Source organism: Leptospira barantonii, assembly GCF_002811925.1.
Taxonomy (GTDB): domain Bacteria; phylum Spirochaetota; class Leptospiria; order Leptospirales; family Leptospiraceae; genus Leptospira; species Leptospira barantonii.
Map to the genome: position 1 here is coordinate 20,896 of NZ_NPDS01000007.1, position 24,467 is coordinate 45,362.

The following is a 24,467-nucleotide window of genomic DNA, read 5'->3' on the forward strand; positions in this document are numbered from 1 at the left end:
ACGATAACCCGTAAAAAGGTTCGGGTCGACGGGATTCATGATTCCATACTCTTTTTTCGGAGATATTCGGTGGGGGTCGTTCCCGTTTCTCTTCGAAAGGATTCGTTGAACGAACTCTTACTGTTAAAACCGCAACTCATCGCGACGTGAATGATTTTGGCGTCCGGATCTTTTTCGAGAATGCGGATCGCCTCGCGGATTCTATAGTAGTTTAAAAATCGGTTGAAGTTCATTCCGTAAGAATCGTTGACCACCTGCGACAATTGATCCGGCCGAAGAGAAAGTTGATTTCCGAGCGACTTCAAAGAAAGTTCCTCGTTCAGATAAATCTTTTCCTCTTCGAAAAGACGACGGATTTTTTTCACGGTTTCGTCTTTGAGATCGGAATTGATTCTACTTTGTTTTCTTCGGATTTCGCGGATTCCCCTTCTCAACAACTCCAAAAAGTCGGGATAACGGGAAAGAAGTACGAAGATCAAAAAAACCCCGGTCGAAAAACCGAGCGCGCCTAACGTCTTTAAAAAATGAAATTCTCCCCAAAGAAATCCGGTAAATGTCACGAGCTTCGAAACGCCGAACCAACCGAGTATGAGATAAAAAACGGAAAGCGATTTTTCCTGACCCGCGTTGAAAAGAATTCTCGCGTTAAAAAGAAACCGAAACGAAAAAGCGATGTAGATCCCCGGAATCACATAACTCATATTTAAGAAAAATAGAATATAGTTTCTAAACCAAGGTGAAACCGCTTCGGGATTCTTTTTAAAAAGTTCGATCTTTTGTTCGGTCGAAAGAAGACCCACGGGTAAAAATAAAATCGTGAATACGACAACAAGAAGAACGTGAAACCATTGAACCCGATTCCAGAGATATTCCGTTTTGAATATGGATTGGATAAACAGATAAAACAAGGGCCCGGTCGCGATCGCAAACGGGATATGCCAAAAAACGAGTTCGGGAAACTCGAATAACTTTCCGGATGTGAAAAGATGAAGTTGCGCGAGCCAGATGGAAATCGCCAAAAACAAAAAGGCCCCGATCTTAAACGTGGGAGATTTTTTCCGATTGGATCCCAACATGATTCCGATCAACGCGGAACAAAGAGCGCTCGAATATCCGTATAATTCAATCCACATTGGGTTTCCGATTCTTTAGAGTAGAGTTCCGTTTAAGTCTGCCAATAGTATCTTTTTTATGTCAATTCGAAGACTCGGGAACTCCAACCCTCAAAAAAGAATTGCGGAACCAACTATGAAACGCGATCCATCCTTAAACACCTAAGGAAAACAAAAGTTCATGGCAATCGCAAATTTTCTGAATCAAGTCAAGACCAGCGGGGGAAAACTCTTCCTGCAATTCGGAGGACAAGGATCTCCGTTCTTGAAAGAACTCTCCAAACTTTATGAATCCGAACCTTCTCTCAAAGAATTCTTCGATATTTCTTTCAAAGCCATCGCCGAGGAAGTTCCCAAACTCGATAAAAACATCATCTCCGGCGGATACGATTTCGAAAGCTGGGTAAAAAGCCCGGATACCGCTCCCGATGAAAATTATCTCTGTAGCGCTCCCGTTTCCATCGTGGGAATCTTTCTCGCACAGATCGGAAACTACGTCGCATTCACAAACAAAGGATTTCCGGTTTCGGAATTGATCTCCAACTCGATCGGAGTTACCGGACATAGCCAAGGAGTCATCTCTTCCGCGTTAATCGCTCTCGGGAAAGACGGCGCCGATTTCTACGCGGCTTACGTTAAATTCTTAAAGTTCGTATTGTATATCGGATACAGAGCACAAGAACTCGTGGGACCATACAATCCTTCCGAAGCATTACTCAAGGCGAACGAAGAAGTAGGAGACAAACAACCTTCTCCAATGGTTGCCGTGATCGGTTATTCTCAGAAAGAACTCGAAGACAGAGTAAAACAAACCAACGATGCCCTCGGTTTGAGTGGAAACAAAGCGATCTACGTAAGTCTTTTTAACACTCCGGATTCTAACATCGTTTCGGGAAGCCCTGAATCTCTTCTTGAACTTCGTAAAAAATTCAAAGCGGAGATGGATGAAAAGAAAGTGAAGTTCGTTTATCTCAGAACGACTGCACCTTTCCATTCTCCACACATGGAAGATACGAACAAAACTGTTCCTCTCGATATGGAAAGAATCGGTTTCGATTTTAAAGGTTCCGATCTAAAGGTTCCGGTTTACTCGATCTTCGACGGAAGAAACATGCAATCCGACGACGGGATCGGTCTTCCTCTTTTTAGAGAGATGTTAATCAAAACTCTCTACTGGGATAAGGCTGTGAAACCTTTCGTTACTGGAGCGAACGTTACCGGTATCGACTTCGGGCCGAGCGTTGTGAGCCAAAAACTGACTCAAGCGAACATGGGAACTTCCGAGAATAAAATCTACGCGGTTTCCAGCCCTAAGGATATCAAGGTTCTATTGGCCTGAAAAACCGAGGATTCTCGATTCTAAAAACGATTTACCCATTTCGGAAATTTCTTCCGGAATGGGTTTCGACGCTCTTTTCCCTCAAACGACCCGAGGGAGAAATTCCCAAACTCACAAAAGCGGATTACACGACCGGTCTTCACTGCGAATACCATCTCTGGTTGAACACATATCAACGTCGTTCCGACTTCGATCCTTACGAACACCAATACATTTCCCCCAAACAAAAATCTCGTTTAAGAGATCTTTCCAATTCTTTTTATCCGGATTCAAAGAACGTGCGTTATTCAGAATCGGAAACGAGAAAAATACTCAATTCAGGAAAGGGTGTAAGGTCCGCTTGTTTGGAAACGGATAAATTCTCCATCAAAACCGAATACATTCTCCCCAACGAAGAAAAGCCGGGAACGTTCGAGATCGTGGTTCTCAAAGCCTCGACTTCATTCAAAAAACAGCATATAACGGAAATCGCATTTCAAAAATTCGTAACGGAAGAATCCGGTTTTCCCGTTTCCAAATGCACTTTAATTTTCGTGAATTCCAAATTTCCGTTTCAAGGCGAAATCAAAATCGAATCCTTTTTCGTTCGCAAGGACGTAACGGAAGAAGTCGCGCTTAAGGACAAGGAAACGAAAGAATCCGCATATTCCTTATACGATCTTCTTTCACGGAAGAATCTTCCCTCCCGTTATGTAAGCCGTCTTTGTTCTCATCCGAGAAATTGTTCTTATCCGGAGGTTTGTTTAACCCCGAAGGTTCCCGGAGATATTTTTACGCTTCGAGAAGGTAAGGAAGAATCGGGCAGGCTCTACGATCAGGGAATTCTCCATTTAAAAGACATTCAAGAAATTGAAAATTTAACTCCTCGTCAAAAAATTCAGATTCAAACGATGCGGACCGGACTTCCTCACACGAATCAAAAAGTGTTTAACGAATTTTTCGGGAAACTCGAATATCCGATGTATTTTCTGGATTTCGAATCCATCAATCCTCCGATCCCGGTATATCAAAATTCTTTTCCGTTTCAACACGTTCCTTTTTTGTTTTCGCTTCACGTCGTACGGGACGATCTTTTCAAAGAACCCGAAAGTTTTTATTACATAGAGGATGGAATCGTAGATCCCAGAAAAGGAATATTAGAAAAACTGCAAGAATGGATTCTCCCCGGAGGATCGATTCTCTGTTTTAACGATAAGTTCGAAAGAAGATGTCTGGAAGAATCCGCCGCCGCCTTTCCGGAGTTCAAAGGTTGGCTCAAATCGATTCAGGAGGATTTTGTGGATCTTGCAAAACCTTTCTGGGAATACGACTACTATCATCCCGATCAAAAAGGAAGTACGTCCTTAAAAACGATTCTTCCCGTAATCACCGGCCAAACGTATAAGAATCTCGAAATCCAATCGGGTCAAATCGCCAACTCCGAGTTTCTCAGAGCCAAAACCGAACCTATGAGCGAGTCCGAAAAATCCGAGATCGAAAAGAATCTTATCGAATACTGCAAACTCGATACGTATGCGATGGTTCTCATTCTTCGTAAAATCAAAGAATGGATCGAAAAGCCATTATAGCTTTCTAAAATCCCGTTTCGGAACAAGGAAAATCCGGTTGTCCACAGACCTGGACCGATTTTCAGTGTTCTCAGAATGGCGCAAAGCAAACCTGTCAAAAAAATCGTCCTGGCTTATTCCGGTGGATTGGATACGTCCGTAATTCTCACCTGGTTGAAAGAAACATACGGTTGCGAAGTAATCGCTTTTACCGCGGACGTGGGTCAAAAGGAAGAACTTTCCGGTCTGGAAGAAAAAGGAATCAAAACCGGAGCTTCCAAAGTTTACATTCAAGATCTTCGTTTGGAATTTGCGCGTGATTTTATTTTCCCCGCGATTCAAGGAAACGCTCTTTATGAAATGCGTTATCTTCTCGGTACATCTTTAGCAAGACCTTTGATCGCCAAGGCGATGGTGGAAGTCGCAGAAAAAGAAGGAGCTGACGCGTTCGCTCACGGTGCGACCGGCAAAGGAAACGATCAGGTTCGTTTCGAACTCGGTGTTAAGTCCTTGGCTCCCGAAAAAACGATCATCGCTCCCTGGAGAATCTGGAATTTCGGCGGTCGTTCCGATCTGATCGAATACGCGAAGTCCAAAGGAATCCCCGTTCCGGTCACTGCGGAAAAACCGTATTCCATGGACCGCAACCTAATGCATATATCTTACGAAGGTGGAATATTAGAAGATCCTTATAGAGAACCGGACGAGAAGATGTTCCTCCTTACGACTTCTCCAGAAAAAGCTCCGGACGCTCCCGAATATCTCGAACTCGATTTCCAAGAAGGGGATTGTGTCGCCGTAAACGGTAAAAAAATGAATCCTCTCGAAGTGATGGATACACTCAACACGATCGCGGGCAAACACGGCGTGGGAAGAGTGGACATCGTGGAAAACCGTCTTGTAGGAATCAAGTCCAGAGGCGTTTACGAAACCCCGGGCGGAACCGTGTTGTTCGTAGCCCACCGCGATTTGGAATCGATTACGATCGACCGCGATACACAACATCACAAAGACAAATTGTCCATCGAGTTCGCGGAACTCATCTACAACGGCCATTGGTTCTCATCCAGAATGAAGGCGGTTCGCGCGTTCATCACCGAAACACAAAGATACGTTACGGGAACCGTAAAGGTAAAAATCTATAAAGGAACCTGCTCCGTCGTTGGAAGAAAGTCCTCGGTTTCACTTTACAACCCGGAAATGGCGACCTTCGAAAAAGAAGAATTGTACAATCAAAAAGACGCGGAAGGATTCATCAATATCTACGGATTACCCGCACAAGAAACGGCTAGGCTTCGTAAAAAATGAAACACTTAGCGATTTATCCGGGTTCCTTTGATCCGTTGACAAACGGACATTTGGATATTCTTCAAAGATCGATCGGACTTTTCGATAAGGTGATCATCGCGATCGCGGTAAACTCGAATAAGTCCACGTTGTTCTCCGTCGAAGAAAGACTCGGATTTATTCGCGAAGTCACCAAAGGGATCAAGGGCCTTGAAATCGATACGTTTCAAGGTCTTACGGTCGACTACTGCGCCAAAGTGGGGGCAAAGAGCATCATCCGCGGACTTCGCGCCGTAACCGACTTCGACTATGAATATGCAATTTCTCTAATGAATAAAAAATTAGCCCCCGAAGTGGAAACCGTGTTTCTCATGTCATCAAGCGAATATTCATTCATATCTTCCACGATCGTAAAGGAAGTCGCGAGACACGGAAGAGACGTGAGCAATCAGGTTCCCGAGATCGTCAGCAAAGCATTACTTAAAAAACTCTCTCAATAAAGGAAAAAAAATGTCCAGAACGTTTATCATGATCAAACCCGACGGAGTAAAAAACAAACACGTCGGAAACATTCTCGCGAGAATCGAAAAAGAAGGATTCAAGATCCTCGGTTTAAAATACCTCAAACTTTCTCTCGAAGATGCGAAACAATTCTATAAAGTGCATTCCGCTCGTCCGTTTTACAACGACCTTTGCAACTACATGTCTTCCGGTCCGATCGTAGCGGCCGCTCTCGAAAGAGACAACGCGGTTCTTCATTGGAGAGACGTGATCGGAGCAACCGATCCGAAAGAAGCCGCGGCAAACACAATCCGCGCTCTTTATGCGGAAAGCAAAGAAGCAAACGCGGTACACGGTTCCGATTCGGACGATAACGCGGCTCTCGAAGTTTCATTCTTCTTCAAAGGAAACGAATTGTTCTAAACTTTGAACCTTCCCGGGGCCGCACGGACGATTCAACCTGACGTCCGTTAGGCTCCGATTTTTTACCCTTTTTTTAAAATTTCCGAATCTTTTCGCGATTTCGGATTAAACCGATTCAAAAATAAGCGAATTTTTGGTTGTACTTTTGGAAAGAAATTATTAATTCTTACCAAAATCTGTTATTAAAAGGTTCTTTAAACCGACAATTCTAATATGAACGCAAGCACAAGAGAACAACTTCAAAAGCACAGCGAGATCATGAGACAGTACAGAGCGAACGATCCTTTCGGCGATCCGAATCACGGAACCCCGGATTGGATGGACGACGTGATGGAGCTGATCTATTCCAGAGAAGAATTTCTTGTGGATTCCGAATCGGATTTTGAAATCGAATGATCGTTCTACATTTCGATTTACGACCGCTTATCTGATCTTTTTAGTTTTTTAAATTTCCAATCTTAGAATTCGATCCTTTCCTTTCTTGCTTTTTGAGCAAAGTCCTCGTTTCAAAAAGTAATAGTTCCTACATTTTTAAATTACATGATCCGGGGTGAAGGAGTTCCCACATTTTCTTCGAAAGTCGCCGTGTCGTCGCTGGAATTTTTGTAGGAGTTCCTACATTTTCCTCGCGTTCCATTCTCCCTTGACATAAAAACAAGAATCTGTAAAGCGCTCGATAATCATTGACCTCCGTCTCCGCTCCCGCTCTATTAGAAGTATTAGGAGACGAGAATGTCCGAAAAAACCAAAATCGCAATCGCACACGGCGACGGAATCGGTCCTGAAATCATGGACGCGACTCTCAAAATTTTAAACGCGGCGGGAGCCAAAATCGATCCGATCGAAATCGAAATCGGCGAAAAAGTCTACAAGGACGGACATTCTTCCGGAATCAAACCGGAGGCCTGGGATGTTCTCAGACAAACGAAGGTTTTCTTAAAAGCTCCGATCACCACTCCTCAAGGAGGAGGTTATAAAAGTTTAAACGTGACCGTTCGGACCACTCTCGGATTGTTCGCAAACGTTAGACCCTGCTTCTCCCTTTATCCATACGTCGAAACAAAACATCCTTTTCTAGACATCGTAATCATCCGTGAAAACGAAGAAGACCTTTACACAGGTATAGAACACAGACAAACGAACGATACGGTTCAATGTCTCAAATTGATCTCCCGTCCCGGTTCCGAAAAAATCATTCGTTACGCTTTCGAGTACGCGCGCGCGTACGGTAGAAAAAAAGTCACCGCGATGGTTAAGGACAATATCATGAAACAGACAGACGGTTTGTTCCACGATATCTTTAAAGAAGTCGCAAAAGAATATCCGGAACTCGAAGCAAATTCTCAGATCATCGATATCGGCGCGGCGAATCTCGCGGATCGACCTCAGAATTTCGACGTCGTCGTAACTCTCAACTTATACGGGGATATCATCTCCGACATCGTAGCTCAGATCGCCGGTTCGGTGGGAATGGCCGGTTCGTCCAATATCGGCGAAATCGTTTCCATGTTCGAAGCGATCCACGGTTCGGCCCCGGACATTTCAGGGAAGAATCTCGCAAATCCTTCCGGTCTACTCAACGCGGCCGTGATGATGCTCGTTCATATCGGACAACCCGACATCGCCGCAAAGATCAACAACGCTTGGCTTTTGACGATCGAAGAAGGAATTCACACCGGAGATATTTTCAAACCGGGAGTAAGCCGCATCAAGGTGGGCACCAAAGAATTCGCCGAGGCGGTAATCGGAAACCTGGGTCATCTTCCCGAAAAGTTCAAACCGGTTTCCTTCGGAAAGGCGAAGAAGATTACGATTCCTGAATATAAAAGAACCCTGCAAAAGAAGGATCTGGTAGGAGTGGATATCTTTCTGGATTGGATCGGAAACGATCCGAACGAACTCGGGAACAAACTCAAATCCCTTTCGGACGATCTGATGCTCAAGATCATCACCAATCGCGGAGTGAAGGTTTTCCCGGACGGTCAACCGGAAACGTTTCTAATCGATCACTGGAGATGCAGATTCGTAAGCAAAGACGCTCTCATCAAACAGGAAGATCCTTCGTATCATCCGATCTCTCACAAACAAGTCGCTGAACTTCTTTTAAAACTGGACGCGGCCGGTTTCGATACGGTAAAAACCGAAAACCTATATTACTTCGACGGAAAAAGAGCGTTCTCCTTAGGCCAAGGAGAATGAATTGAAACTAAAAGGTAAAACCGTTTGTATCACAGGCATCGGCGGTTTTATCGGAAAACGTCTCGCCGAAATCGCAAAGGAAAAAGGAATTCATGTTCGAGGAATCGAACTGGATTCTCGCCGCGCGGAAGAACTTCGTAAACAAGGATTCGACGTAGTGGTCGGAAGTACGTCCGATCGCAAAGCCTTGGAAGAAGCCGTCCAAGGATCGGATTACGTTTTACATACCGCCGCGATCGTTCGAGAAGGCGGCTCTTTGGAAGAATTCAGAAAAGTGAATGTACATTCTTCCCTGGAACTTGCAGAAATCGCAAAGGCTTCGGGTGCAAAGGGAATGGTTCATTATTCTTCCGTAATGGTTTACGGATTTTCTTATCCTCCGTTTATCACGGAAGAAGGTCCGTTCCGCGGTGAAAATAATCCGTATTGTATTACAAAGATCGAGGGAGAATCCGCTCTCATTCGTCTCAACGATCCGCCTAAGTTCGGAGTTTTGTTCATTCGTCCCGGAGACGTCTACGGACCCGGTTCGGGACCTTGGGTAGTAAGACCGATTCAACTGATGAAAAAGGGATTATTCTCGCTTCCAAACGGAGGAAAAGGAAGAATCAACCTAACCTACGTGGACAATCTCGTGGAAGGAACATTACTCGCGCTTGAAAAAGAAGAATGGGGCGAAGCGTTTAACATCACGGACGGAACCACGATGACCTGGAAAGAATACTTTTACAAACTCGCCGACTCCGCCGGAATTTCAAAACCGTTCTCTGCTCCCGCTTGGGTGTTAAAATGTCTGATCGTTTTGATGAGCGGGGCATACAAATTGATCGGAAAGGAACCGCCCGCAACCAAAGAAGGAGTGAACTTCATTCTTCGCGAACATCCGGTCTCGATCGAAAAGGCGAAAAAAAAATTGGGTTATCAGCCGAAGATAACCACCGAAGAAGCTTTGAAAAAAACTTCGGATTGGATCAAACTCTACGCGAGTTCGCTGTAAAGTTTTTGAATGTGATCTTGAGTGAGGGGTTTGGAAAGATAACCTTTGACTTCCGGAAAAGAATTCGCTTTTACGATATCCCTTTCATCCACGGAAGAACTTACCATAAAGATCGTGATCTTTTTAGCGAGAGCGCCCTGGATCTTTTTGAACTCGTCCAAAAATTGCCAACCGTCCATAAAGGGCATGTTGATGTCCAATAAGATCGCGTCCGGTAATTCTTCGCTCGTAGAACTTAAACTTTGGAGTTCCTGAAGAGCTACTTCTCCATCTTGGAAATCGCGGAGCTTAGTGGCTCTCCCGTCTTTTTCCAGGAATCGCTTTGCGATCATGATATAAATGGAATCATCATCGATCAACCAGAAGTTCATATTACCGTTGTTCAAAATCATTATACTTATTGAAATTGATGATGAAAGAAGTACCCTTTCCAGGAGAACTTTCAACCGTTATTTCACCACCGAGGGACTCAATTTGATTCTTAGTCATGAACAACCCGATCCCCTGACCTTCCTTTTCACGATGGAACGTCTTGTTCATTTTAAAGATTTGATGACCGTATTTTCTCAGATCGATTCCTAGACCGTTATCTCGGACGATCAAAAAGACCTTTTTATCCTCCAAGAATGAGACGAACGAAATTTCCGGTTTTCTGCTCGGATCGGAATATTTTAACGCATTACTCAATAAATTTAGAAGAATACTTTCCAAGTAGACCCGAGGATAAAGAATCTCGGGGGCCGCTTCGAATTCCGTCCGAATCTCCGCTTCCATCTCCTTGATCTGCGCAGAAAGCAAATTTTGCACCTTACTGAGCGCGTCTTTAAAAAGAACCTGTTGTTTGTCTATGTTTCGATTTCTACGAATTTTGATGACTTCTACGATGTCGTTTAACGTAGTCATCAGATCCTTGGCGCTGATTTCTAAGGACTCGAGAAGTTTGTCCTTATCGGTGCCGTCTTTTTCCCGCAACATCGTAGAAAGCGTGAATATATTTCCGATCGGCGCTCGGAGATTGTGTGATACGATCTGGTTGAATTCCTCGAGTTGTGCGTTTCTTTCGGTTAAGTGATTGCTCAAGGCCTGCAAGGCTTCGTTCTTTTCGATCAAAGCGGAAAGCATATTCTTTCGATCGGTGATGTCTTGAATTTGAGAGATAAAGAACAAAGGCTTTTTTTGAATGTCCCTTACGAGCGATACGATCAACAGAACCCAAATGATACTTCCGTTTTTATGAAAGTATCTCTTCTCCATCTTGTAAGTGTCTCGTTTTCCATCCAAGGTTTCCTGAAGAAGAGTCAGATCCGCCATAAGATCGTCGGGATGCGTTATATCTTGAAACGTAAGTTTTAATATTTCTTCGCGAGAATATCCGATGATATCGGAAATACTCGGATTGACTTCCAACCATTTCCCTTCCAGAGAAACAAGGGCCATGCCGACACCGGAATAATAAAACGCATTGAAAAACTTTTCTTCCGAAAGACGAATCTCATCGAGAACCTGTTTTCTTTCCGTTTCGTCCAGAATCGTATTGAGACCTTTGTATTCTCTGGAACTTGTAAGAAGCGCTATGACTTTTCCATTCTCATCTTGAATGGGTTTTGCAATCGTCTGAAGCCAAACGTATTTTCCGTCTTTTTTTAAGAATTGATATTCGACGTGTTCGATCTCTTTTCCATCACGAACCGGTTTATGAGAATTTTTGAAAATTCTTTCCCGATCGATAGGATTGAAATAGTCGTAAGGATTTTTTCCGATTAAGTCTTCGGGTCGATAACCCAACATAGAAGTCACGGAGGGGCTGACATAAAGATAAATTCCGTCAGGATCATGAAAACAAATCAACTCGGGACTTTTTTCCAGCAGAAATTTATAGAATTCATTCGATTGAATATCCGATTCTTTCAAAATACGCCCCGTTTGTTTTCCTTAAAATAGTTCCTATTTCATAAAAGACAATCCATTACGAATTTAAAACATACATTTTTACGAATTTATCACGAAGCGAAAGGAATGATTTTGTTAAACGGAAATCCGAAGAGGAAAAGGGGAGAATGAAAATTAAGAAACGAGCGAGAAAACGAGAAGCTTGCCGGATTTAAAAACGAATCCGACAAGGTTTTGAATTTATTCTCCGTCGTCTCCGAGCGCTTCGACGGGACAGATTTCCATCGCCTTCTTTGCGGCGACTTCTTCCTCGTGATTTGTGGGTTGTCTATGAAAGTAAACTTTGGATTCGTCATCCGTATATTTAAGAAGCATAGGAGCTTCTTCCACACAGTCATTGCAAGGAACACAACTGTTGTCGATATAGAATCGGCCAGCCGCGTTCTGTTTGACTTTATCGTTTTTGTCAGCCATGCTTAACAAGGTTTATCGAACGATTGTTTCGTCAATCCCCTTTTCAGAATTGACATACATTCCAATCCAAGGATACTCACCGAAGTTATGAGCGTATGGACGGAAAAAATATCGAGGCGCAAGCTCTTCGGTTTCGGATTAGGCGGATTGTTGAGTATTGGAATCGGATCTTTGTTTTTCATTCGTTCCAAAAGCGCATCGGTTCCGAAGACGTTATTCTTCTCTTCATCCGAGGCGGAATTTTTATTCGCATACGCGCAAACCCTTTTACCGCAAGAACCCGGATTTCCCGATCTTGAAAAAGCCGAAGTGATCCGCAGATTGGATGAAGAATTCTATTTTGTAGATCCGGGAATCACGGACGATTTCAAATCCCTCATTCTCATTTTAGAATATCTTCCATTGATCAGCGGTTATTGGAGCCGTTTTTCAAAACTCAACGAAGAGGATAGAAAGAATTTTTTACTTTCTCAGGAAGGAACCGATTCGGATACGATCCGAGCCGCATTAGCAAATCTTAAACTACCCGTTTACTTGGTTTATTACGGACACGAATCTTCCTTTAAGGCGATTTCGTATGACGGTCCATTCGGAAATCCTCCGGAAAGATTAAGCGAATCCAGAATCTATTATAAAAAAATGCTGGGGGAACTATGAGCGGTCGCGTCTACGAATGGAAGAATCTCGGAGATTCCAGAACCGTAAAGGCGGACGTGGTCATCGTAGGAACGGGTTGCGGAGGCGCGACTCTCGCTTATGAACTTTCCAAAAACGGAAAGAAGGTCGTAATGATCGAAGAAGGCGGTTACTATCATACCGGAACCTTCGACAATCACGAACTCAATATGGCCGGCAAGGTTTCAGCCGAAAGAAACATGGCGACTGACGCGACCGGTACGATCAATCTCGTATGCGGAAAAAACGTAGGCGGCGCTTCGGTTCACTACTGGGCCGATAGTTATAGAACTCCCGATGACAGACTCAATCTCTGGAAGGAAACATACGGAGTTCACGGACATTCTCCCGAGGACTTAAATCCATATTGGAAAGAATTGGACGAAACGTTAAACGTTCATCCGGCTAAAGAAGAATATCATAATAAAATGAATCAGCTTGTGAGAAAGGCGTGCAAGTCCCTCGGTTGGGAAGGCAATCCGGTCCCTCAGGCAAGGAAGAATTGTCAGAAGTCAGGGCATTGTATGCAAGGATGTATGTTCGGTGCGAAACAAAGTCAGCTTGTGACTCATATTCCGAAAGCGATGGCGTTAGGCGCCGATATCTACGCTGATTGTAAAGCGGTTCGTCTCGAACTCAAAGGAGATCGTGTCGAATATTTGGAAGCGGTTATGATCGATCGTCCTTCTGGAAAAGAATCCGAAATCTCTTTAAAATTCGAAGCACCTGTGTTCGCGATCGCCGCGGGCGGATTCGGTAGTTCCACATTCTTATTAAGAAACGGATGGAAGAAAAAACTTCCGGCTCTCGGAGAACATCTCGCGATCAATCCTTCTCCGTTCGTTCACGCGTTTTACGACGAACCGATCGTTCAATGGAGAAATATTCCTTCCGCATTCGGAGTGGAACAATTTCGTTTAGCTCGTTATCGAGACGACGGAAGTTATATCGAAGGCGGCTTTTTAATCATGGCCAATCAATTGCAACCGGGAAGTCTTGCGGCCTTGATCCCCGGCTTCGGTGCGGAACACAGGGAAATCATGAAACGGCTTCCGCATGTCGGAGGTACGATCGGATGGATCGACGACGTTCCTTCCGAACTCGGAAATATTTCCGTAAGTTCTTCGGGGAAACGTACGGTAACGTATAACTTCGGTAAGTTGACGAAAGAATTTCTGAAGGATTGTATCCGCAAACAGGTTCAACTGAACTTTAAGGCGGGAGCCAAGTGGATTCTTTTACCCGATCTAAAACGAACAAAACTTATTTCCGAAAAGGAAATCGATAAAGTGGATCGTCTCGAACTCAGTCCCGCATCTATGATGATGGCCGCCCCTCATCCGGCCGGCGGTTGTAGAATGGGACAGGATCCTTCCAGATCGGTTGTAGATTGGAAACATAAGGTCCACGGTTTAAAGAATTTATACGTTTCCGATTCGAGCGTGTTTCCGACCGGAGTATCGGTCGATCCGAGTTACACGATCATGGCTTTCAGCAAACAGGCGGCGAAATTCATTCTCGAAAGCGAATCGTAAAAAACGTTTCAACAAAGAATCCGTTCTTTAGAAAATAATTTCTTGCATTTGGATATGGAAGACTTAATATCTTGCTCCGTTATCCGAAAAAGATCATGAAAATTTTTTGCTACTTTAAAAGGACGAAGGTCGCAATTCTATCCTTATTCTTTTTATCCGTGGGACTTCAAACCCAAACGGCTTCCCCAAAAGAGGATTTAAAACCGATTTTGGAAAAGATACGCGAGAATTCCAGAAATTCGATCTTCAATTATAAGGGAATCGATTACAAACGCGACCTAACGATCACCGAAACCGATCCTACAACCGGTAAAGAAATTTCCGTTTCTAAGGTTTCCACGAGAAGAGTGGAATACTATTACGAAAGACCGGTCGTTGTCGTTTTGAATTACGTAAAAGACGGAGTCAATCTTCCTGCTAAGGATTTCGAACCCGAAAAATCCTCGCCCACCTATCCGATCTTCGACAATCAATCGGACGATCATTACTTATTCAACATAGAAGGCCCGATCCAATTTCAAAACCGTCTTTGTTACGTGGTGGAAATCAGTCCTCTTCAACTTTCTCCGAGACATTTTAAGGGAAAAATTTATTACGAAAAGAATTCCCTTCACCCGTATTACATAGAGGGGAGTACGTCGAAATGGAAGTTCGGCGTTAAGGACATGTACTTTAAAATTTATATGGCCATGACCAAGGAAAACGTAGCCGTCGTCAAATCAGGAGATATATTCGTAAAAACATACGTACCTTTTTTAAGTCCGGAAAAGGACACTCGAATTCATATCGAAACGATCGACGCGGTCCCCATCCGCAAATAAGAATATATCATAAATTTTGCATATACCTTTCGATCGCAGAATGCTTCTTGACTTCGGCGATCCGATCCTTAGAATCGAAATCAAACATGGAAAACTTCGCCAAACCCTTTCTGATTTTGGGTGTTTTGTTCTTATTGATCGGTTTATTTTTTCTTTACGGAAGTAAGTTTCCTTTTCTCGATAATTTAGGCAAACTTCCGGGAGATATTCGAATTGAAAGGGAAAATTTCAGATTCTACTTCCCGTTAACGACTTCGATTTTAATCAGCGTTCTCATTTCATTGATCCTTTTTCTAATTCAGAAATTTAAAAGCGGTTCTCCATGAAAGAATCCCATTCTTTCAGTTCCCGTTTTTCGTTTCAGGACGGCGAAAACGAATTCTCCGCAATCTTATCCGAATATAAGAAAAATGGAATTCATTATCACGATCTCACCGTTTCCAATCCGACCAAGGCGGGATTTCAATATCCCACGGAAGCGATCCGTCACAGCTTTGAAACCGCCGATCTAATTACATACAATCCCGATCCTCAAGGAAACATAGAAGCGCGTAAAAGAATCTCCGATTACTATCGTTCCAAGGGATTGGAGATCGATCCGAAAGATTTGTTTTTAACCTCTTCCTCTTCGGAAGCATATTCGTATTTGTTTAAGTTATTTTGTAATCCGGGAGATTCCATTCTGATCCCCGCGCCGGGTTATCCGTTGTTCGAATTTCTCTCGGTGATGGAAGGCCTTGAAGCCGTTTCTTATTTTACTAAAAAAGAAAACGGATGGAAACTGAAAGAATCCGATCTTCCTCGGAAAGACTTAGAAACGTCGAAGTTGATCCTCGTGGTCAGCCCGAACAACCCGACCGGCTCGATCCTAACCGAATCCGATTTTAATTCCTTAAAAGAAACATTCAAAAAATATAATTTACCGATCATCATCGACGAAGTCTTTTCGGATTACGTCTACGGAGAAGAATCTCACAAAACACTGATCGATTCCGAGATTCCGGTGATCACCGTAAACGGGCTTTCGAAAATTCTCGGATTACCCGGAATGAAACTATCCTGGATTCTTCTCAGCGGACCCGAGGTTTGGAAACAAAAAGCAAAAGAATATCTCGAATTGATCTCCGATACGTATTTATCCGTGAATACTCCGGTTCAGAACATCCTTTCCGATTTGTTGGAATGGAAAAATCTCATCCAGTCCCAGATCTTAAAACGGATTCAAAGAAATCTTTTCTTTTTAAGAACCGTATTCAACGAACCGAATATCGTTTCCAAGATCGATTGTGATTTTCCGAATGCGGGGTGGTACTGCGTATTGGAAAGCGAAACGTTTTATCCCGAGGAAACGTTCTCCCTAAGTTTACTCAAAGAGAAAAAAGTTTACGTTCATCCCGGTGAAATGTTCGGCTTTCCGGAAAGAAAAAATACAGGAACGATCGTTTTGAGCTTATTGACCGAACCCGAGGAATTCGAATCCGGAGTAAAAAGTATTTTAGATTTTTTGAATCTATTGGACGAAGAATAGAAACGAAATTTTAAAGCCAGTCTTTCGGTTTTGTAAGTCCCAAACGGACGAAGTCTCTCAAGAATCCTCTGTATCTTCCCACTGTTTCGATTTTGTTAAACGAGGCGGGATTGAAAATTCCGCGTTTGCGAAACAACTTGGAAGGATCTTCCTTGATATCGGACCAGGTTCCGACTTCCAAAGTTAAGGGCAACATTTTGGAATTCCAATTCGTTGAATTCTCCCCATGAAAATTTCTATAGTGATCGTAGAAACGATCCCAGAGATCTCCGTGAGTCGTATAGATTTCGCTTTGAGGACCGTATTGAAAATGAATGTGCCCGCAGTGAGTTTTTAAGTGATCCCCGATTTTTTCATAGAGAGAATGATCGGGACAGGATTCTTTCGTGTATGCGTAAGGCCACCAAACGTTGTCGATCGTTCCAAAACCGGAATGTAAATCCAGAACGGGAATGATCGCGTCTTCCACGTTGAAAAAAGATTCTTGGACAAGGCGAAACAACGCGCGCGATTCCGGTTCCAATCCGTTTCCGCGAAAATACGGAAGACGTTTGGAAATTTTTTGACCGCCGAAGAACGGAAGCGCTTTCACCGCGTCGATCCCCGAGTTTCTCATTAAGTCGACACCCGCAGGATTGGATCTCTGTTTTAAAACGACTCCGCCGGGATTTACGATCGGTAAAACAACAATTCCTAATTTACCTTTTTTTAATTCAGGTAAGTAGCCCGCCGAATCCGGATGGAGAATGTATTCCAAAAAATCCAAAAGGATCAGAATACCGATTGTTTCCAATCCGTGAACACCCGCTACGATTCCGACTGGATGTTCCCTTAAACCTTTTTCCGTTCCGATCTTTAAAGAATGAAGAGGAAAACGAAAACCTTCCGAAGTCTTTCTGGAAAATCCGATCTGACTGAGAGAAGCAAGTTTGCCTCCCAGCTTCAAGATCTTCAGGATCTTTTTGTCGTATCGGTTGAGTCTTTTATAACCCCGTAACATTTCGAATCCTATTAACGTTTCGCCTGAATCGTCTGCAATTGATTGCAATCTTCGGAAAGTTTCAGAACACCGGTTTCGATTTTTTCGCAGGTTTCCTCTGCCACGGTTTTAAAACAACCGCGGACCGCCTTTTTGATCGTATCCGGATTTTCGTTTGCGAGCAAATAAGCGTTCGATTTACGGAACTTCTCAGCGCAGTTGGCCGGGTTCAATCGTTCTTGAATCAATGTTTTGGAAGAATCTTTTAACTCGCCGGATTTTTTTTCGGCGCACGTCGCGAGTTTTTGACAATAAGAGGAAACGAGTTCCGAAGATTCTTCCCTCCAAACATCGTCTTGAATTCCCTGCGGCGCGGACGCTTTTTTACAATCTATAAAATTCAAAAAAAAGAATATTCCAAAAGTAACAAATAGTAGATTTAACTTTTTTTGTTTCATGTTTCCTCTGATCAATGTTCCGATTTTTTGCGAATGAATATTTCCACTCTTTCTCCGGAGGCTTTTCCTTCCGGTGTGGAGACCGCGGTTTCCGTAGGTTTATAAGAACTGGAGGCTTCGATTGAAATCCTTTCTTTGGGAATTTTATAATTCTTCGATAAGGAACCCGCAATGAGTTCGGCGCGATACGCGTTGTATTCCCAAGCGTTTCTAAAACCTTTTTGTGCGGCTTCGTTTCCATACGGAATCTGTACCTTCAAGACGATGTCCACATCCATCGCAGAAGACATTTCCGAAATTTTTTGAAAGGCGAAGATCATATCCTCGTCGGGCTGAAACTGACCTTCTCCCAAGGAAGAACCGAAAAGAACGATTTTGATTTCCTCGGTTTCCTGAATGCCTATGTTTAACTTTGCTTTTTCCTTCAGACGTTTTAAAGCGTAACTAACGCGTTCCCAAAAACGGTAAAGTTGAGTTCTAGGTTGAAGCAGAGGATCGTCTTCGATGGTGACCGTACTTCCTTGAAAGAAAGATTCTCCCAAACCGAAACCGCCTCGAATGACGTCGGCGACCTGTTTCAACTTCGCTTGATCCACTTGCGAAATGGAATACATAATGATGAACAAACCCAAAAGAAGGGTGATCATATCCGCATAAGTCAAAAGCCAACGCTCTCTGTTTTCGTGAGATTCGTCCTTACGGCGACCTCTTTCCAGAAGTTGTCTTCGAAGACGACTCATGCTTCCTTCCGATTCTCCCCGAGTAAGGAATGGATGTATTCGGTTTCGCGTTTTTCCACTTCTTCATAAAAAGAATTGAATATGTTTGAAGAAACGGGAAGCGTCGCGTTATACGCCTCTTCCACGCTTTGAAACAACGCGGACACTCCCAAAAGAGAAGCCATAAAACGCGCGGGTTTGATTAAATATGCGCTGATAGGTTTGTGAGCGAGTTCGTAAAAAACCTTCAGATTTCTCAGAACGATTTCCAATTGTCTCGTTCTTTCCTTGTAATGACCCATTTGACCGTAATGAAAATCATATTCTTCTCTGCTGAGACGTTTGCCGTCCCAACCGGAATCGACGAGATTTTTGGCGAGAATCGTATCCATCTCTTCGGTGAGATTGTTAAGCTCGATGAGGTATTCGATGTTTTCTCTCGAACTTTCCTTCATCATACCTTTCACTTTTTGATACGTGTCCATCGCAAGTTGAAGCCAAACTTCTCTACCTTCGAGATTGTAAATCTTTTCGAAAAAATATTCCACCATGGGAATCGTTTCTTCCAAATGAAAGTAGCTCGCGTAAAAAACCCGAAACCGTTCGACCTGTGCGCGAACGACTTCCGCTTTTGCCGCTTTTAGTTTTTTACCCGCGAGATCGCTCATTCTTGTTTAGAAACCAATTCCAATTTATAGGAAACAAAACCTTGTTGATCGGTTTGTTTTTGAATCGATCCGAACTGATTCGGAAGATTGATGACTTCCCTTCCCATTCTCGTGGAAGAACGAAACAACACGTGCGGAGTTCCGTCCTTATCCGGAGTTAAGGAGAATCGAATTCCGTATTTATGATTTCTTCCCCAACCCTCTTTCGTGATTTCAACAAGTGGAACGGAAGAATTGACGTATTTACCCGCGGAGGAAAAAACGTTCGAACCGGGAGAATAAAATCTTTGTCCTTCCTTGGTCGTGTCGACGATCACCTTGCCTCCGTCCGGAAACGAAAGAGAAAGATAGGTCACACCCGCATAAGAACCTCTGTTCTTAAACCAAAGAATCGCTTCGTTTGCGATGCCCTTTTTCCATTCTTTAGGAGCTTCCAAAGAAAGAAGAGAAGGTACGGCCACCCTCGGTATATCGGGAACCATTTCCCATCCGTTGAAGATAAAATTCTGAGCGTAACTTCGATTGGACGGAAAGATGGTGATGTTCTTTTCGGTTTTGTTGTAATCAAAATCGATTCGTTTAGACTTAATTAGAAATTCATGATCTTTTAATGAAAGAAGACCGTCCAAAATCTTTTGGCCTTTTCGGATCGCGTAAGGAACAGAAAAAAGACCGAGCGGAGGTTCTTCGCTCAACACTTCCAAAAACAAGGTGTTGAATCCGTCTCCGGGAAGTTCTTCCATTAGGATTCTCTTAACTACGTAACCGGCTTCCTTGGTCTGTTTATCCGATTCCGCTTCTCCGGGAAGCCAAGAGGATTTGCCCGCGTCGTAATGAAGAGGACCTATGTTCAATAACGAAAAGGAGAATTTACCGAGCAGAGACCATTCTCCCCCTTTCTTTTTAAAAACTCCGAGAACTTCTTCGGTTCCGTTCCGGACCAGAGCGAAAGATTCGAGTTCGGGATCCTCGTCCAAGTTTCCGACTTTTTTTAATAAGACATCGGGATTCTTTTTATCGGCCGCGGAAAATAGAAGTTCCACGATTTGAGAATCGGAAGGCGTCTTGGAAGAACAACCGACTGAGAGTAAAAGTACGATTAGGCTGAATAGAATTTTCAGAAAACGAAATGAGAATGGATTCATGGTTCGATTACAGAATCCGGGAGGGAAAATTGTCTGTCTATGATTTTCCGGGACTTCTAATTTAGATCCAAGACTTCCTTTAAGATCCGAGAATTTACTCTTCCGGTGAATTCGTCTTCGTATCGTTCCAATTCGGTTACAAATTCCTCGGAAAATCCGGCCTGAATCCTGGTTTCGGGAAAGTAATGATAACCTTTGGCTCTTCTCGGTGTAAACGGGAACTCGATCAAGGAAAGATAGTGATCCCATTCGCTACTCGAATCGGGAATTCGTTTTTTGATATAGTGATAACCGCGACGCACGTGTTTGACCTCGTCGTCGTAAACCTTTTGCATGATCCCAGCTTTTTCCGTATCTCCGAAACGTTCAAACGCCATCGTATAAATTTTTGAAAAATCCAGATTGGCGCCTTCGAAAGAAATCGCCATCACCGCGTAAAACTTTTCGAGGGTTTGCATTCTCGGGACCTGTTTCCAGAAGATGGAATTGAGAGGACGATCCCCGAGTTCCATTCCTCCCTTTTTCATTTCGGAAAGATACATTCTCAGGTGGGTTTGTTCTTCGAGAAGGGTTCGATACAAACCGAACCGCACCGAAGGAGGCGCATCTTGAAATTTAAGAATCGCCCAAGCGAAAAGTTCGATGGCCATCAACTCGTGATTCGCAAAATGATGGAGAGTGACGTAACGATTCTCCTCGTTGAATAGTTGTTCGAGTCTCGGGATCTTGCTTTTGTGTTCGGAGGTTTGGATTTTTTTCTCCCGAATCGGCAAGGAAGGAATATCAGAAAATTCTAATGAAACAACGTCTACGGGCGGAATGATGGGTATGAATAATTTATCTTCGAGGCTCGGGCCGAGAAGCACCTGTCTGGCGAACTCGTTGAGGGTCATGATTAAGCTGTATGTTTGGATGCGTCGAAACTGAGTTCGATGATGGAACCCTGAATGTTTTTTTCGTCCGGGTTCGAGGAGATCTTACCTTCTCCGCAATGATACATGATCTTAAACGTATCCATCAAGGATTGAATGATTTGAAGTCCTCTTCCGATATTTCTATGAGGGACCTGTGATCCTTTCCAGGGAAGAATTTCGGATTTCTTTTCTTGATGGTTTTTAACGCAGGTGAGATAGTCTTTGAGATTGGAAACTCGAACGTCGGCGGGGATACATTCTAACTTTTCGGATTTGAGTCCGGAACCGTAGTCCATGATCCACATCGTGAATTTACAATCTTTAATGACCCAACGACAGATGATCGTTTCGTCGGAGCTGACTTTCACGTTAGCCGAAATCGAGTTGGTAATCGCCTCGTCCGCGGCTAATTCGATATTGAGAATGTCTTTGGATGAAAAACAGTTTTCCGACAGGGATTTTCTAAGCGCGACTCGGAGCTCTTTGATACTGGTTAAATCTGTAGGGAGAAACATAACGTACGATCCCCCGTTGTGTTTAACCAGTAATGAATCTTCGGAATCTCTCATTTCCGTTCCCGGGCCCGCCTTCCAATTTAACAGCCTAAAGCAGGCGATTTGAGCAAAATATACCGTTTTTTTTCAGGACGACAACGAAATTCCTGCTTCACCGGCCGTTTTTTCAATTCTCTGTAGGAGTTTTTCCTTCCCTAAAAGCGGAAATAGAATCGGTAACTCCAGTCCGGCCGATTTTCCGGTGGTTGTGGCCCGGATCGGCATGTAGAGTGTTTTTCCTTTTTGGCCGGTCGTTTCACCGACTTTGGACATTAAGTTCTTATAGTCCTCATCGGTTTTCGGATCGCTATTCTTCAGCATTCCGTAGAATTCCCGAACCACCTTGGGTCCGTCCCCGTCTTTCATAAATCCTGCCGCTTCGGACGACTGAATCTTAAGATCGGTAACAAAGAATTCCGCGATGTAATCGGGAGCCTGGGTCAGGTTATCCAGATATACTCTAACAGATTCGACGATAGAAGTAAGTACAGGGTTACTTACATTTTTTACGTCTGCGGGAATATCGTTCCTGTCTTTGAGAAAAGGAAGAAGGTTTTCTAATACTTTGGATATATTCAAATCTCTGATTGTTCGATTCGATAACCAGTTCAGTTTGGATTTCGGATTCATTGCTTCTGCGATTTGAGCCAGATCCGAAAAGTTAGTCACGACTTCGTCTTCGGTTTTCGGTTTTTTGAATACGTCGAACGTCGAAGGCGATTTGGAACAACGATGAACGTCGAAAATTCTTTCGAGTTCTTCTCCGGGTAAGAATTCTCTTCCGTCCGAAGAAGTCCATCCGAGAAGCGCCATATAATTTCGAAACGTTTCGGGAAGATAACCCAAATCACGGAACGCAAGAATCGAAGTCGCACCCGCACGTTTAGAAAGTTTTTTCCCGTCCATCCCTACGATTTCGGATGCGTGCGCGAACTCGGGAACCTCGTAACCGAGCGCCTCGTATAACAAAATTTGTCTCGGCGTATTGGAAAGATGTCCCACACCGCGGATGACGTGTGTGATCTTCATCAACGCGTCGTCGACTACGACCGCGTAGTTGTAGGAAGGAAAACCGTCCGACTTCACGATGATAAAATCGCCGATCAACTTGGTTTCGAATTTTACTTTCCCTTGAATGATATCGTTGATGATTAAAGTTTTCGCGGGAGTTTTAAATCGAACCGAATACGGGGTTCCTTGTTTGAGTTTCTCTTCGACCTCTTCGTCGGACATGTTCGCGTGAAGTCCGTCGTAAACATACGGAACTCCCATCGCTTCGGCTTGTTTCTTTTTGGCTTCCAATTCTTCTTGAGTACAGAAACAACGATAAGCCTTTTTTTCCTTCAGAAGTTTTTCGGTGTATTCTTTATAAATTCCGAGACGTTGACTTTGAATGTAAGGACCGAATTCTCCACCGGCCTCTGGACCCTCGTCCCAATCGACTCCCAACCATTTCAAAGATTCTAATATGATTTTGAAAGAATCTTCCGTGGATCTGTTTTGATCCGTGTCTTCGATTCTTAGAATGAATTTTCCACCCTGGGACTTCGCGTATAGATAATTGAAAAGTGCGGTTCTTGCTCCGCCTACGTGTAAAAATCCGCTCGGGGACGGAGCAAATCGTGTGCGAACTTCTTTGCTTTGATTCATGGGGATTGGTTCTTCTCGTTGGAAATTCTTATGATAGGATAATTTTTGAAATTGGCCGTTGTGGTAAATGGTTTATTTGCGGTAAGATCGTAAAATGAAACGGATTTTTTTCCTTCCTTCTTCCTGAGAACGGATAAGTCGATCTCGGATGGAAAATCCAAACAATAGTATTCGACATAAGCATCCGTTTTTCTAAGTGGAAGAATCGGAATCGATCCGGTCAATCCGATCGCGGGCGGATATTCGAGAGAATCATAATCGTAATCTCGAGAAGAAGTTACGGTTCCGTTTGCGGATACGAATTCGGTTTGCATGATCTTGACTAAAATTCCGCGCAAACTGTGTTTCCACTTGAGAGTTCCGATCCCGGGAACTACTCGAATCTCTTCGGCTTCTCTCAAACCTCCTTCGGAGGTGATCACAAATTCTTTTTTTACATCTTCGAAAACTTCCCTTTTGGGTTCGAGATTCAAAACTTCCGGCAAGGATTTTCCGTTCGAAACCTCGGAACGTTTCGTAATAAATTTCGGGAAAAATCCGATTCTGCTTTTATCGTTCGGATCTTTTTCTATAGGTCCGATCCATTCCGAAACTTCGAAAAGAATTCTTTCTTGCTGTTCGGTCTTTCCGGATAACTCCAAGTATTTTAGAATTCCTTGAACCATCTCGTCCTTACCCTGACGGTTTTTCAGGATCGCGTAGCGCGCTTGAAAACTGGAAGTTTCGTAGTACGGAGAAACGATCGGAGACGAAACGAAGAAGATTTGAGAGGAATAGTTTTCGGAAAGAGGTTTGGAAACCTTCGATAGTATCTCTTCGATACTTCCGCAGTGAAACAAAAGGAGGGAAAGAACGAGTATGAAACTCTGAATTCTAAGATTCTCGAATCGGAGCGGAAACATTTGCAAATGTCTGAAAACGGTTTTCATTGAATTGTAGATCTTGATTTTCCAAAAAACCTGCAAGGAAAAAGCCAAAATTTAAACTTTCTTTACAAAAACAGGGGGTCTGATATGCAAAGTGGCCGAAAGCGGATTGTTCAAATATTCACT

Annotated in this window: 26 protein-coding genes; 13 read left to right on the top strand and 13 right to left on the bottom strand. The window is 43.5% G+C overall.

Going from position 1 to position 24,467, the window contains the following annotated elements:
* Positions 1–35 precede the first annotated feature (35 nt).
* The gene (locus CH367_RS15135; protein WP_100763351.1) at positions 36–1,133 is read right to left on the bottom strand and encodes an AraC family transcriptional regulator; all 1,098 of its coding nucleotides are present in this window, start codon (positions 1,131–1,133) and stop codon (positions 36–38) included.
* Between the two features lie 160 nt (positions 1,134–1,293).
* On the opposite strand from CH367_RS15135, the gene CH367_RS15140 reads away from it, so the two are divergent.
* The 8 genes from CH367_RS15140 (at position 1,294) to CH367_RS15175 (ending at position 9,405) form a co-directional block, all read left to right on the top strand.
* Positions 1,294–2,451, top strand: a complete 1,158-nt coding sequence (locus CH367_RS15140) for an ACP S-malonyltransferase (protein ID WP_100763352.1) — start codon at positions 1,294–1,296, stop codon at positions 2,449–2,451.
* A 161-nt stretch (positions 2,452–2,612) separates the two neighbouring features.
* Positions 2,613–4,019, top strand: a complete 1,407-nt coding sequence (locus CH367_RS15145) for a DUF2779 domain-containing protein (RefSeq protein WP_208862008.1) — start codon at positions 2,613–2,615, stop codon at positions 4,017–4,019.
* A 75-nt stretch (positions 4,020–4,094) separates the two neighbouring features.
* Positions 4,095–5,306: an argininosuccinate synthase gene (locus tag CH367_RS15150; RefSeq protein WP_100763354.1), complete on the top strand. Its 1,212-nt coding sequence runs from the start codon at positions 4,095–4,097 to the stop codon at positions 5,304–5,306.
* The gene (gene coaD, locus CH367_RS15155) at positions 5,303–5,785 is read left to right on the top strand and encodes a pantetheine-phosphate adenylyltransferase (RefSeq protein ID WP_100763355.1); all 483 of its coding nucleotides are present in this window, start codon (positions 5,303–5,305) and stop codon (positions 5,783–5,785) included. Before CH367_RS15150 ends, coaD begins: the two co-directional genes overlap by 4 nt.
* A 10-nt stretch (positions 5,786–5,795) precedes the next feature.
* Positions 5,796–6,209 carry a nucleoside-diphosphate kinase gene (locus CH367_RS15160; protein WP_100763356.1) on the top strand — a complete coding sequence of 138 codons (414 nt, stop codon included), beginning with the start codon at positions 5,796–5,798 and terminating at the stop codon, positions 6,207–6,209.
* Positions 6,210–6,422: 213 nt separating this feature from the next.
* Positions 6,423–6,605, top strand: a complete 183-nt coding sequence (locus tag CH367_RS15165; RefSeq protein WP_100763357.1) for a hypothetical protein — start codon at positions 6,423–6,425, stop codon at positions 6,603–6,605.
* Between the two features lie 336 nt (positions 6,606–6,941).
* Positions 6,942–8,408, top strand: a complete 1,467-nt coding sequence (locus CH367_RS15170; RefSeq protein WP_100763358.1) for an NADP-dependent isocitrate dehydrogenase — start codon at positions 6,942–6,944, stop codon at positions 8,406–8,408.
* Position 8,409: 1 nt separating this feature from the next.
* Positions 8,410–9,405, top strand: coding sequence for an NAD-dependent epimerase/dehydratase family protein (locus CH367_RS15175; RefSeq protein ID WP_100763359.1), 996 nt, complete (start codon positions 8,410–8,412; stop codon positions 9,403–9,405).
* Here the strand turns inward: CH367_RS15175 and CH367_RS15180 are convergent.
* The 3 genes from CH367_RS15180 to CH367_RS15190 form a co-directional block, all read right to left on the bottom strand.
* Positions 9,387–9,776 (bottom strand): response regulator, encoded by a 390-nt coding sequence (locus tag CH367_RS15180; protein WP_100763589.1) that lies wholly within the window; start codon positions 9,774–9,776, stop codon positions 9,387–9,389. The two genes, CH367_RS15175 and CH367_RS15180, sit on opposite strands and share 19 nt — an antisense overlap.
* 1 nt (position 9,777) lies before the next feature.
* Positions 9,778–11,316, bottom strand: a complete 1,539-nt coding sequence (locus CH367_RS15185) for a PAS domain-containing sensor histidine kinase (RefSeq protein ID WP_100763360.1) — start codon at positions 11,314–11,316, stop codon at positions 9,778–9,780.
* Between the two features lie 219 nt (positions 11,317–11,535).
* Entirely contained in the window at positions 11,536–11,769 is a 234-nt protein-coding gene (locus CH367_RS15190; protein ID WP_100763361.1) for a ferredoxin, read from the bottom strand.
* An 87-nt stretch (positions 11,770–11,856) separates the two neighbouring features.
* Between CH367_RS15190 and CH367_RS15195 the strand changes: the two genes are divergently transcribed.
* The 5 genes from CH367_RS15195 (at position 11,857) to CH367_RS15215 (ending at position 16,328) form a co-directional block, all read left to right on the top strand.
* On the top strand, positions 11,857–12,426 hold the full coding sequence (locus CH367_RS15195) for a hypothetical protein (protein ID WP_100763362.1): 570 nt from the start codon (positions 11,857–11,859) through the stop codon (positions 12,424–12,426).
* Positions 12,423–13,979, top strand: coding sequence for an FAD-dependent oxidoreductase (locus tag CH367_RS15200; RefSeq protein ID WP_100763363.1), 1,557 nt, complete (start codon positions 12,423–12,425; stop codon positions 13,977–13,979). Before CH367_RS15195 ends, CH367_RS15200 begins: the two co-directional genes overlap by 4 nt.
* A gap of 95 nt (positions 13,980–14,074) precedes the next feature.
* Positions 14,075–14,800, top strand: a complete 726-nt coding sequence (locus CH367_RS15205) for a hypothetical protein (protein ID WP_125226135.1) — start codon at positions 14,075–14,077, stop codon at positions 14,798–14,800.
* Between the two features lie 86 nt (positions 14,801–14,886).
* A complete protein-coding gene (locus CH367_RS15210; protein ID WP_100763590.1) occupies positions 14,887–15,126 on the top strand; it encodes a DUF2905 domain-containing protein in 240 nt (79 codons plus the stop codon).
* Positions 15,123–16,328 carry a pyridoxal phosphate-dependent aminotransferase gene (locus tag CH367_RS15215; protein WP_100763365.1) on the top strand — a complete coding sequence of 402 codons (1,206 nt, stop codon included), beginning with the start codon at positions 15,123–15,125 and terminating at the stop codon, positions 16,326–16,328. The genes CH367_RS15210 and CH367_RS15215 overlap by 4 nt, the downstream gene beginning before the upstream one ends.
* Positions 16,329–16,338: 10 nt before the next feature.
* On the opposite strand, the gene CH367_RS15220 is transcribed toward CH367_RS15215, so the two are convergent.
* From CH367_RS15220 to CH367_RS15260, 9 genes are all read right to left on the bottom strand, one after another.
* The gene (locus CH367_RS15220; RefSeq protein ID WP_100763366.1) at positions 16,339–17,328 is read right to left on the bottom strand and encodes a M14 family zinc carboxypeptidase; all 990 of its coding nucleotides are present in this window, start codon (positions 17,326–17,328) and stop codon (positions 16,339–16,341) included.
* A gap of 11 nt (positions 17,329–17,339) precedes the next feature.
* A complete protein-coding gene (locus CH367_RS15225) occupies positions 17,340–17,765 on the bottom strand; it encodes an LA_2478/LA_2722/LA_4182 family protein (RefSeq protein WP_100763591.1) in 426 nt (141 codons plus the stop codon).
* Positions 17,766–17,776: 11 nt separating this feature from the next.
* The gene (locus CH367_RS15230) at positions 17,777–18,505 is read right to left on the bottom strand and encodes a flagellar motor protein MotB (RefSeq protein WP_100763367.1); all 729 of its coding nucleotides are present in this window, start codon (positions 18,503–18,505) and stop codon (positions 17,777–17,779) included.
* Positions 18,502–19,152 carry an FFLEELY motif protein gene (locus tag CH367_RS15235; protein ID WP_100763368.1) on the bottom strand — a complete coding sequence of 217 codons (651 nt, stop codon included), beginning with the start codon at positions 19,150–19,152 and terminating at the stop codon, positions 18,502–18,504. Before CH367_RS15235 ends, CH367_RS15230 begins: the two co-directional genes overlap by 4 nt.
* Entirely contained in the window at positions 19,149–20,297 is a 1,149-nt protein-coding gene (locus CH367_RS15240) for an LIC13341 family surface-exposed protein (RefSeq protein ID WP_165783307.1), read from the bottom strand. Before CH367_RS15240 ends, CH367_RS15235 begins: the two co-directional genes overlap by 4 nt.
* Before the next feature lie 56 nt (positions 20,298–20,353).
* On the bottom strand, positions 20,354–21,190 hold the full coding sequence (locus CH367_RS15245) for a ferritin-like domain-containing protein (protein ID WP_100763369.1): 837 nt from the start codon (positions 21,188–21,190) through the stop codon (positions 20,354–20,356).
* A 2-nt stretch (positions 21,191–21,192) separates the two neighbouring features.
* A complete protein-coding gene (locus tag CH367_RS15250) occupies positions 21,193–21,780 on the bottom strand; it encodes an ATP-binding protein (RefSeq protein WP_100763370.1) in 588 nt (195 codons plus the stop codon).
* Positions 21,781–21,852: 72 nt separating this feature from the next.
* Positions 21,853–23,415, bottom strand: coding sequence for a glutamate--tRNA ligase (gltX, locus tag CH367_RS15255; RefSeq protein ID WP_100763371.1), 1,563 nt, complete (start codon positions 23,413–23,415; stop codon positions 21,853–21,855).
* A complete protein-coding gene (locus CH367_RS15260) occupies positions 23,412–24,344 on the bottom strand; it encodes an LIC_13346 family putative lipoprotein (protein ID WP_100763372.1) in 933 nt (310 codons plus the stop codon). The genes gltX and CH367_RS15260 overlap by 4 nt, the downstream gene beginning before the upstream one ends.
* Between the last annotated feature and the right edge of the window lie 123 nt (positions 24,345–24,467).

What these genes read in the sequence shown, in the direction of transcription:
- CH367_RS15135 (WP_100763351.1), bottom strand. Translation starts at nt 1,133, where the DNA reads ATGTGGATTGAATTATACGGATATTCGAGCGCTCTTTGTTCCGCGTTG.
- CH367_RS15140 (WP_100763352.1), top strand. Translation starts at nt 1,294, where the DNA reads ATGGCAATCGCAAATTTTCTGAATCAAGTCAAGACCAGCGGGGGAAAA.
- CH367_RS15150 (WP_100763354.1), top strand. Translation starts at nt 4,095, where the DNA reads ATGGCGCAAAGCAAACCTGTCAAAAAAATCGTCCTGGCTTATTCCGGT.
- coaD (WP_100763355.1), top strand. Translation starts at nt 5,303, where the DNA reads ATGAAACACTTAGCGATTTATCCGGGTTCCTTTGATCCGTTGACAAAC.
- CH367_RS15160 (WP_100763356.1), top strand. Translation starts at nt 5,796, where the DNA reads ATGTCCAGAACGTTTATCATGATCAAACCCGACGGAGTAAAAAACAAA.
- CH367_RS15165 (WP_100763357.1), top strand. Translation starts at nt 6,423, where the DNA reads ATGAACGCAAGCACAAGAGAACAACTTCAAAAGCACAGCGAGATCATG.
- CH367_RS15170 (WP_100763358.1), top strand. Translation starts at nt 6,942, where the DNA reads ATGTCCGAAAAAACCAAAATCGCAATCGCACACGGCGACGGAATCGGT.
- CH367_RS15180 (WP_100763589.1), bottom strand. Translation starts at nt 9,776, where the DNA reads ATGAACTTCTGGTTGATCGATGATGATTCCATTTATATCATGATCGCA.
- CH367_RS15190 (WP_100763361.1), bottom strand. Translation starts at nt 11,769, where the DNA reads ATGGCTGACAAAAACGATAAAGTCAAACAGAACGCGGCTGGCCGATTC.
- CH367_RS15195 (WP_100763362.1), top strand. Translation starts at nt 11,857, where the DNA reads ATGAGCGTATGGACGGAAAAAATATCGAGGCGCAAGCTCTTCGGTTTC.
- CH367_RS15200 (WP_100763363.1), top strand. Translation starts at nt 12,423, where the DNA reads ATGAGCGGTCGCGTCTACGAATGGAAGAATCTCGGAGATTCCAGAACC.
- CH367_RS15205 (WP_125226135.1), top strand. Translation starts at nt 14,075, where the DNA reads ATGAAAATTTTTTGCTACTTTAAAAGGACGAAGGTCGCAATTCTATCC.
- CH367_RS15210 (WP_100763590.1), top strand. Translation starts at nt 14,887, where the DNA reads ATGGAAAACTTCGCCAAACCCTTTCTGATTTTGGGTGTTTTGTTCTTA.
- CH367_RS15215 (WP_100763365.1), top strand. Translation starts at nt 15,123, where the DNA reads ATGAAAGAATCCCATTCTTTCAGTTCCCGTTTTTCGTTTCAGGACGGC.
- CH367_RS15220 (WP_100763366.1), bottom strand. Translation starts at nt 17,328, where the DNA reads ATGTTACGGGGTTATAAAAGACTCAACCGATACGACAAAAAGATCCTG.
- CH367_RS15225 (WP_100763591.1), bottom strand. Translation starts at nt 17,765, where the DNA reads ATGAAACAAAAAAAGTTAAATCTACTATTTGTTACTTTTGGAATATTC.
- CH367_RS15230 (WP_100763367.1), bottom strand. Translation starts at nt 18,505, where the DNA reads ATGAGTCGTCTTCGAAGACAACTTCTGGAAAGAGGTCGCCGTAAGGAC.
- CH367_RS15235 (WP_100763368.1), bottom strand. Translation starts at nt 19,152, where the DNA reads ATGAGCGATCTCGCGGGTAAAAAACTAAAAGCGGCAAAAGCGGAAGTC.
- CH367_RS15240 (WP_165783307.1), bottom strand. Translation starts at nt 20,297, where the DNA reads ATGAATCCATTCTCATTTCGTTTTCTGAAAATTCTATTCAGCCTAATC.
- CH367_RS15245 (WP_100763369.1), bottom strand. Translation starts at nt 21,190, where the DNA reads ATGACCCTCAACGAGTTCGCCAGACAGGTGCTTCTCGGCCCGAGCCTC.
- CH367_RS15250 (WP_100763370.1), bottom strand. Translation starts at nt 21,780, where the DNA reads ATGAGAGATTCCGAAGATTCATTACTGGTTAAACACAACGGGGGATCG.
- gltX (WP_100763371.1), bottom strand. Translation starts at nt 23,415, where the DNA reads ATGAATCAAAGCAAAGAAGTTCGCACACGATTTGCTCCGTCCCCGAGC.
- CH367_RS15260 (WP_100763372.1), bottom strand. Translation starts at nt 24,344, where the DNA reads ATGAAAACCGTTTTCAGACATTTGCAAATGTTTCCGCTCCGATTCGAG.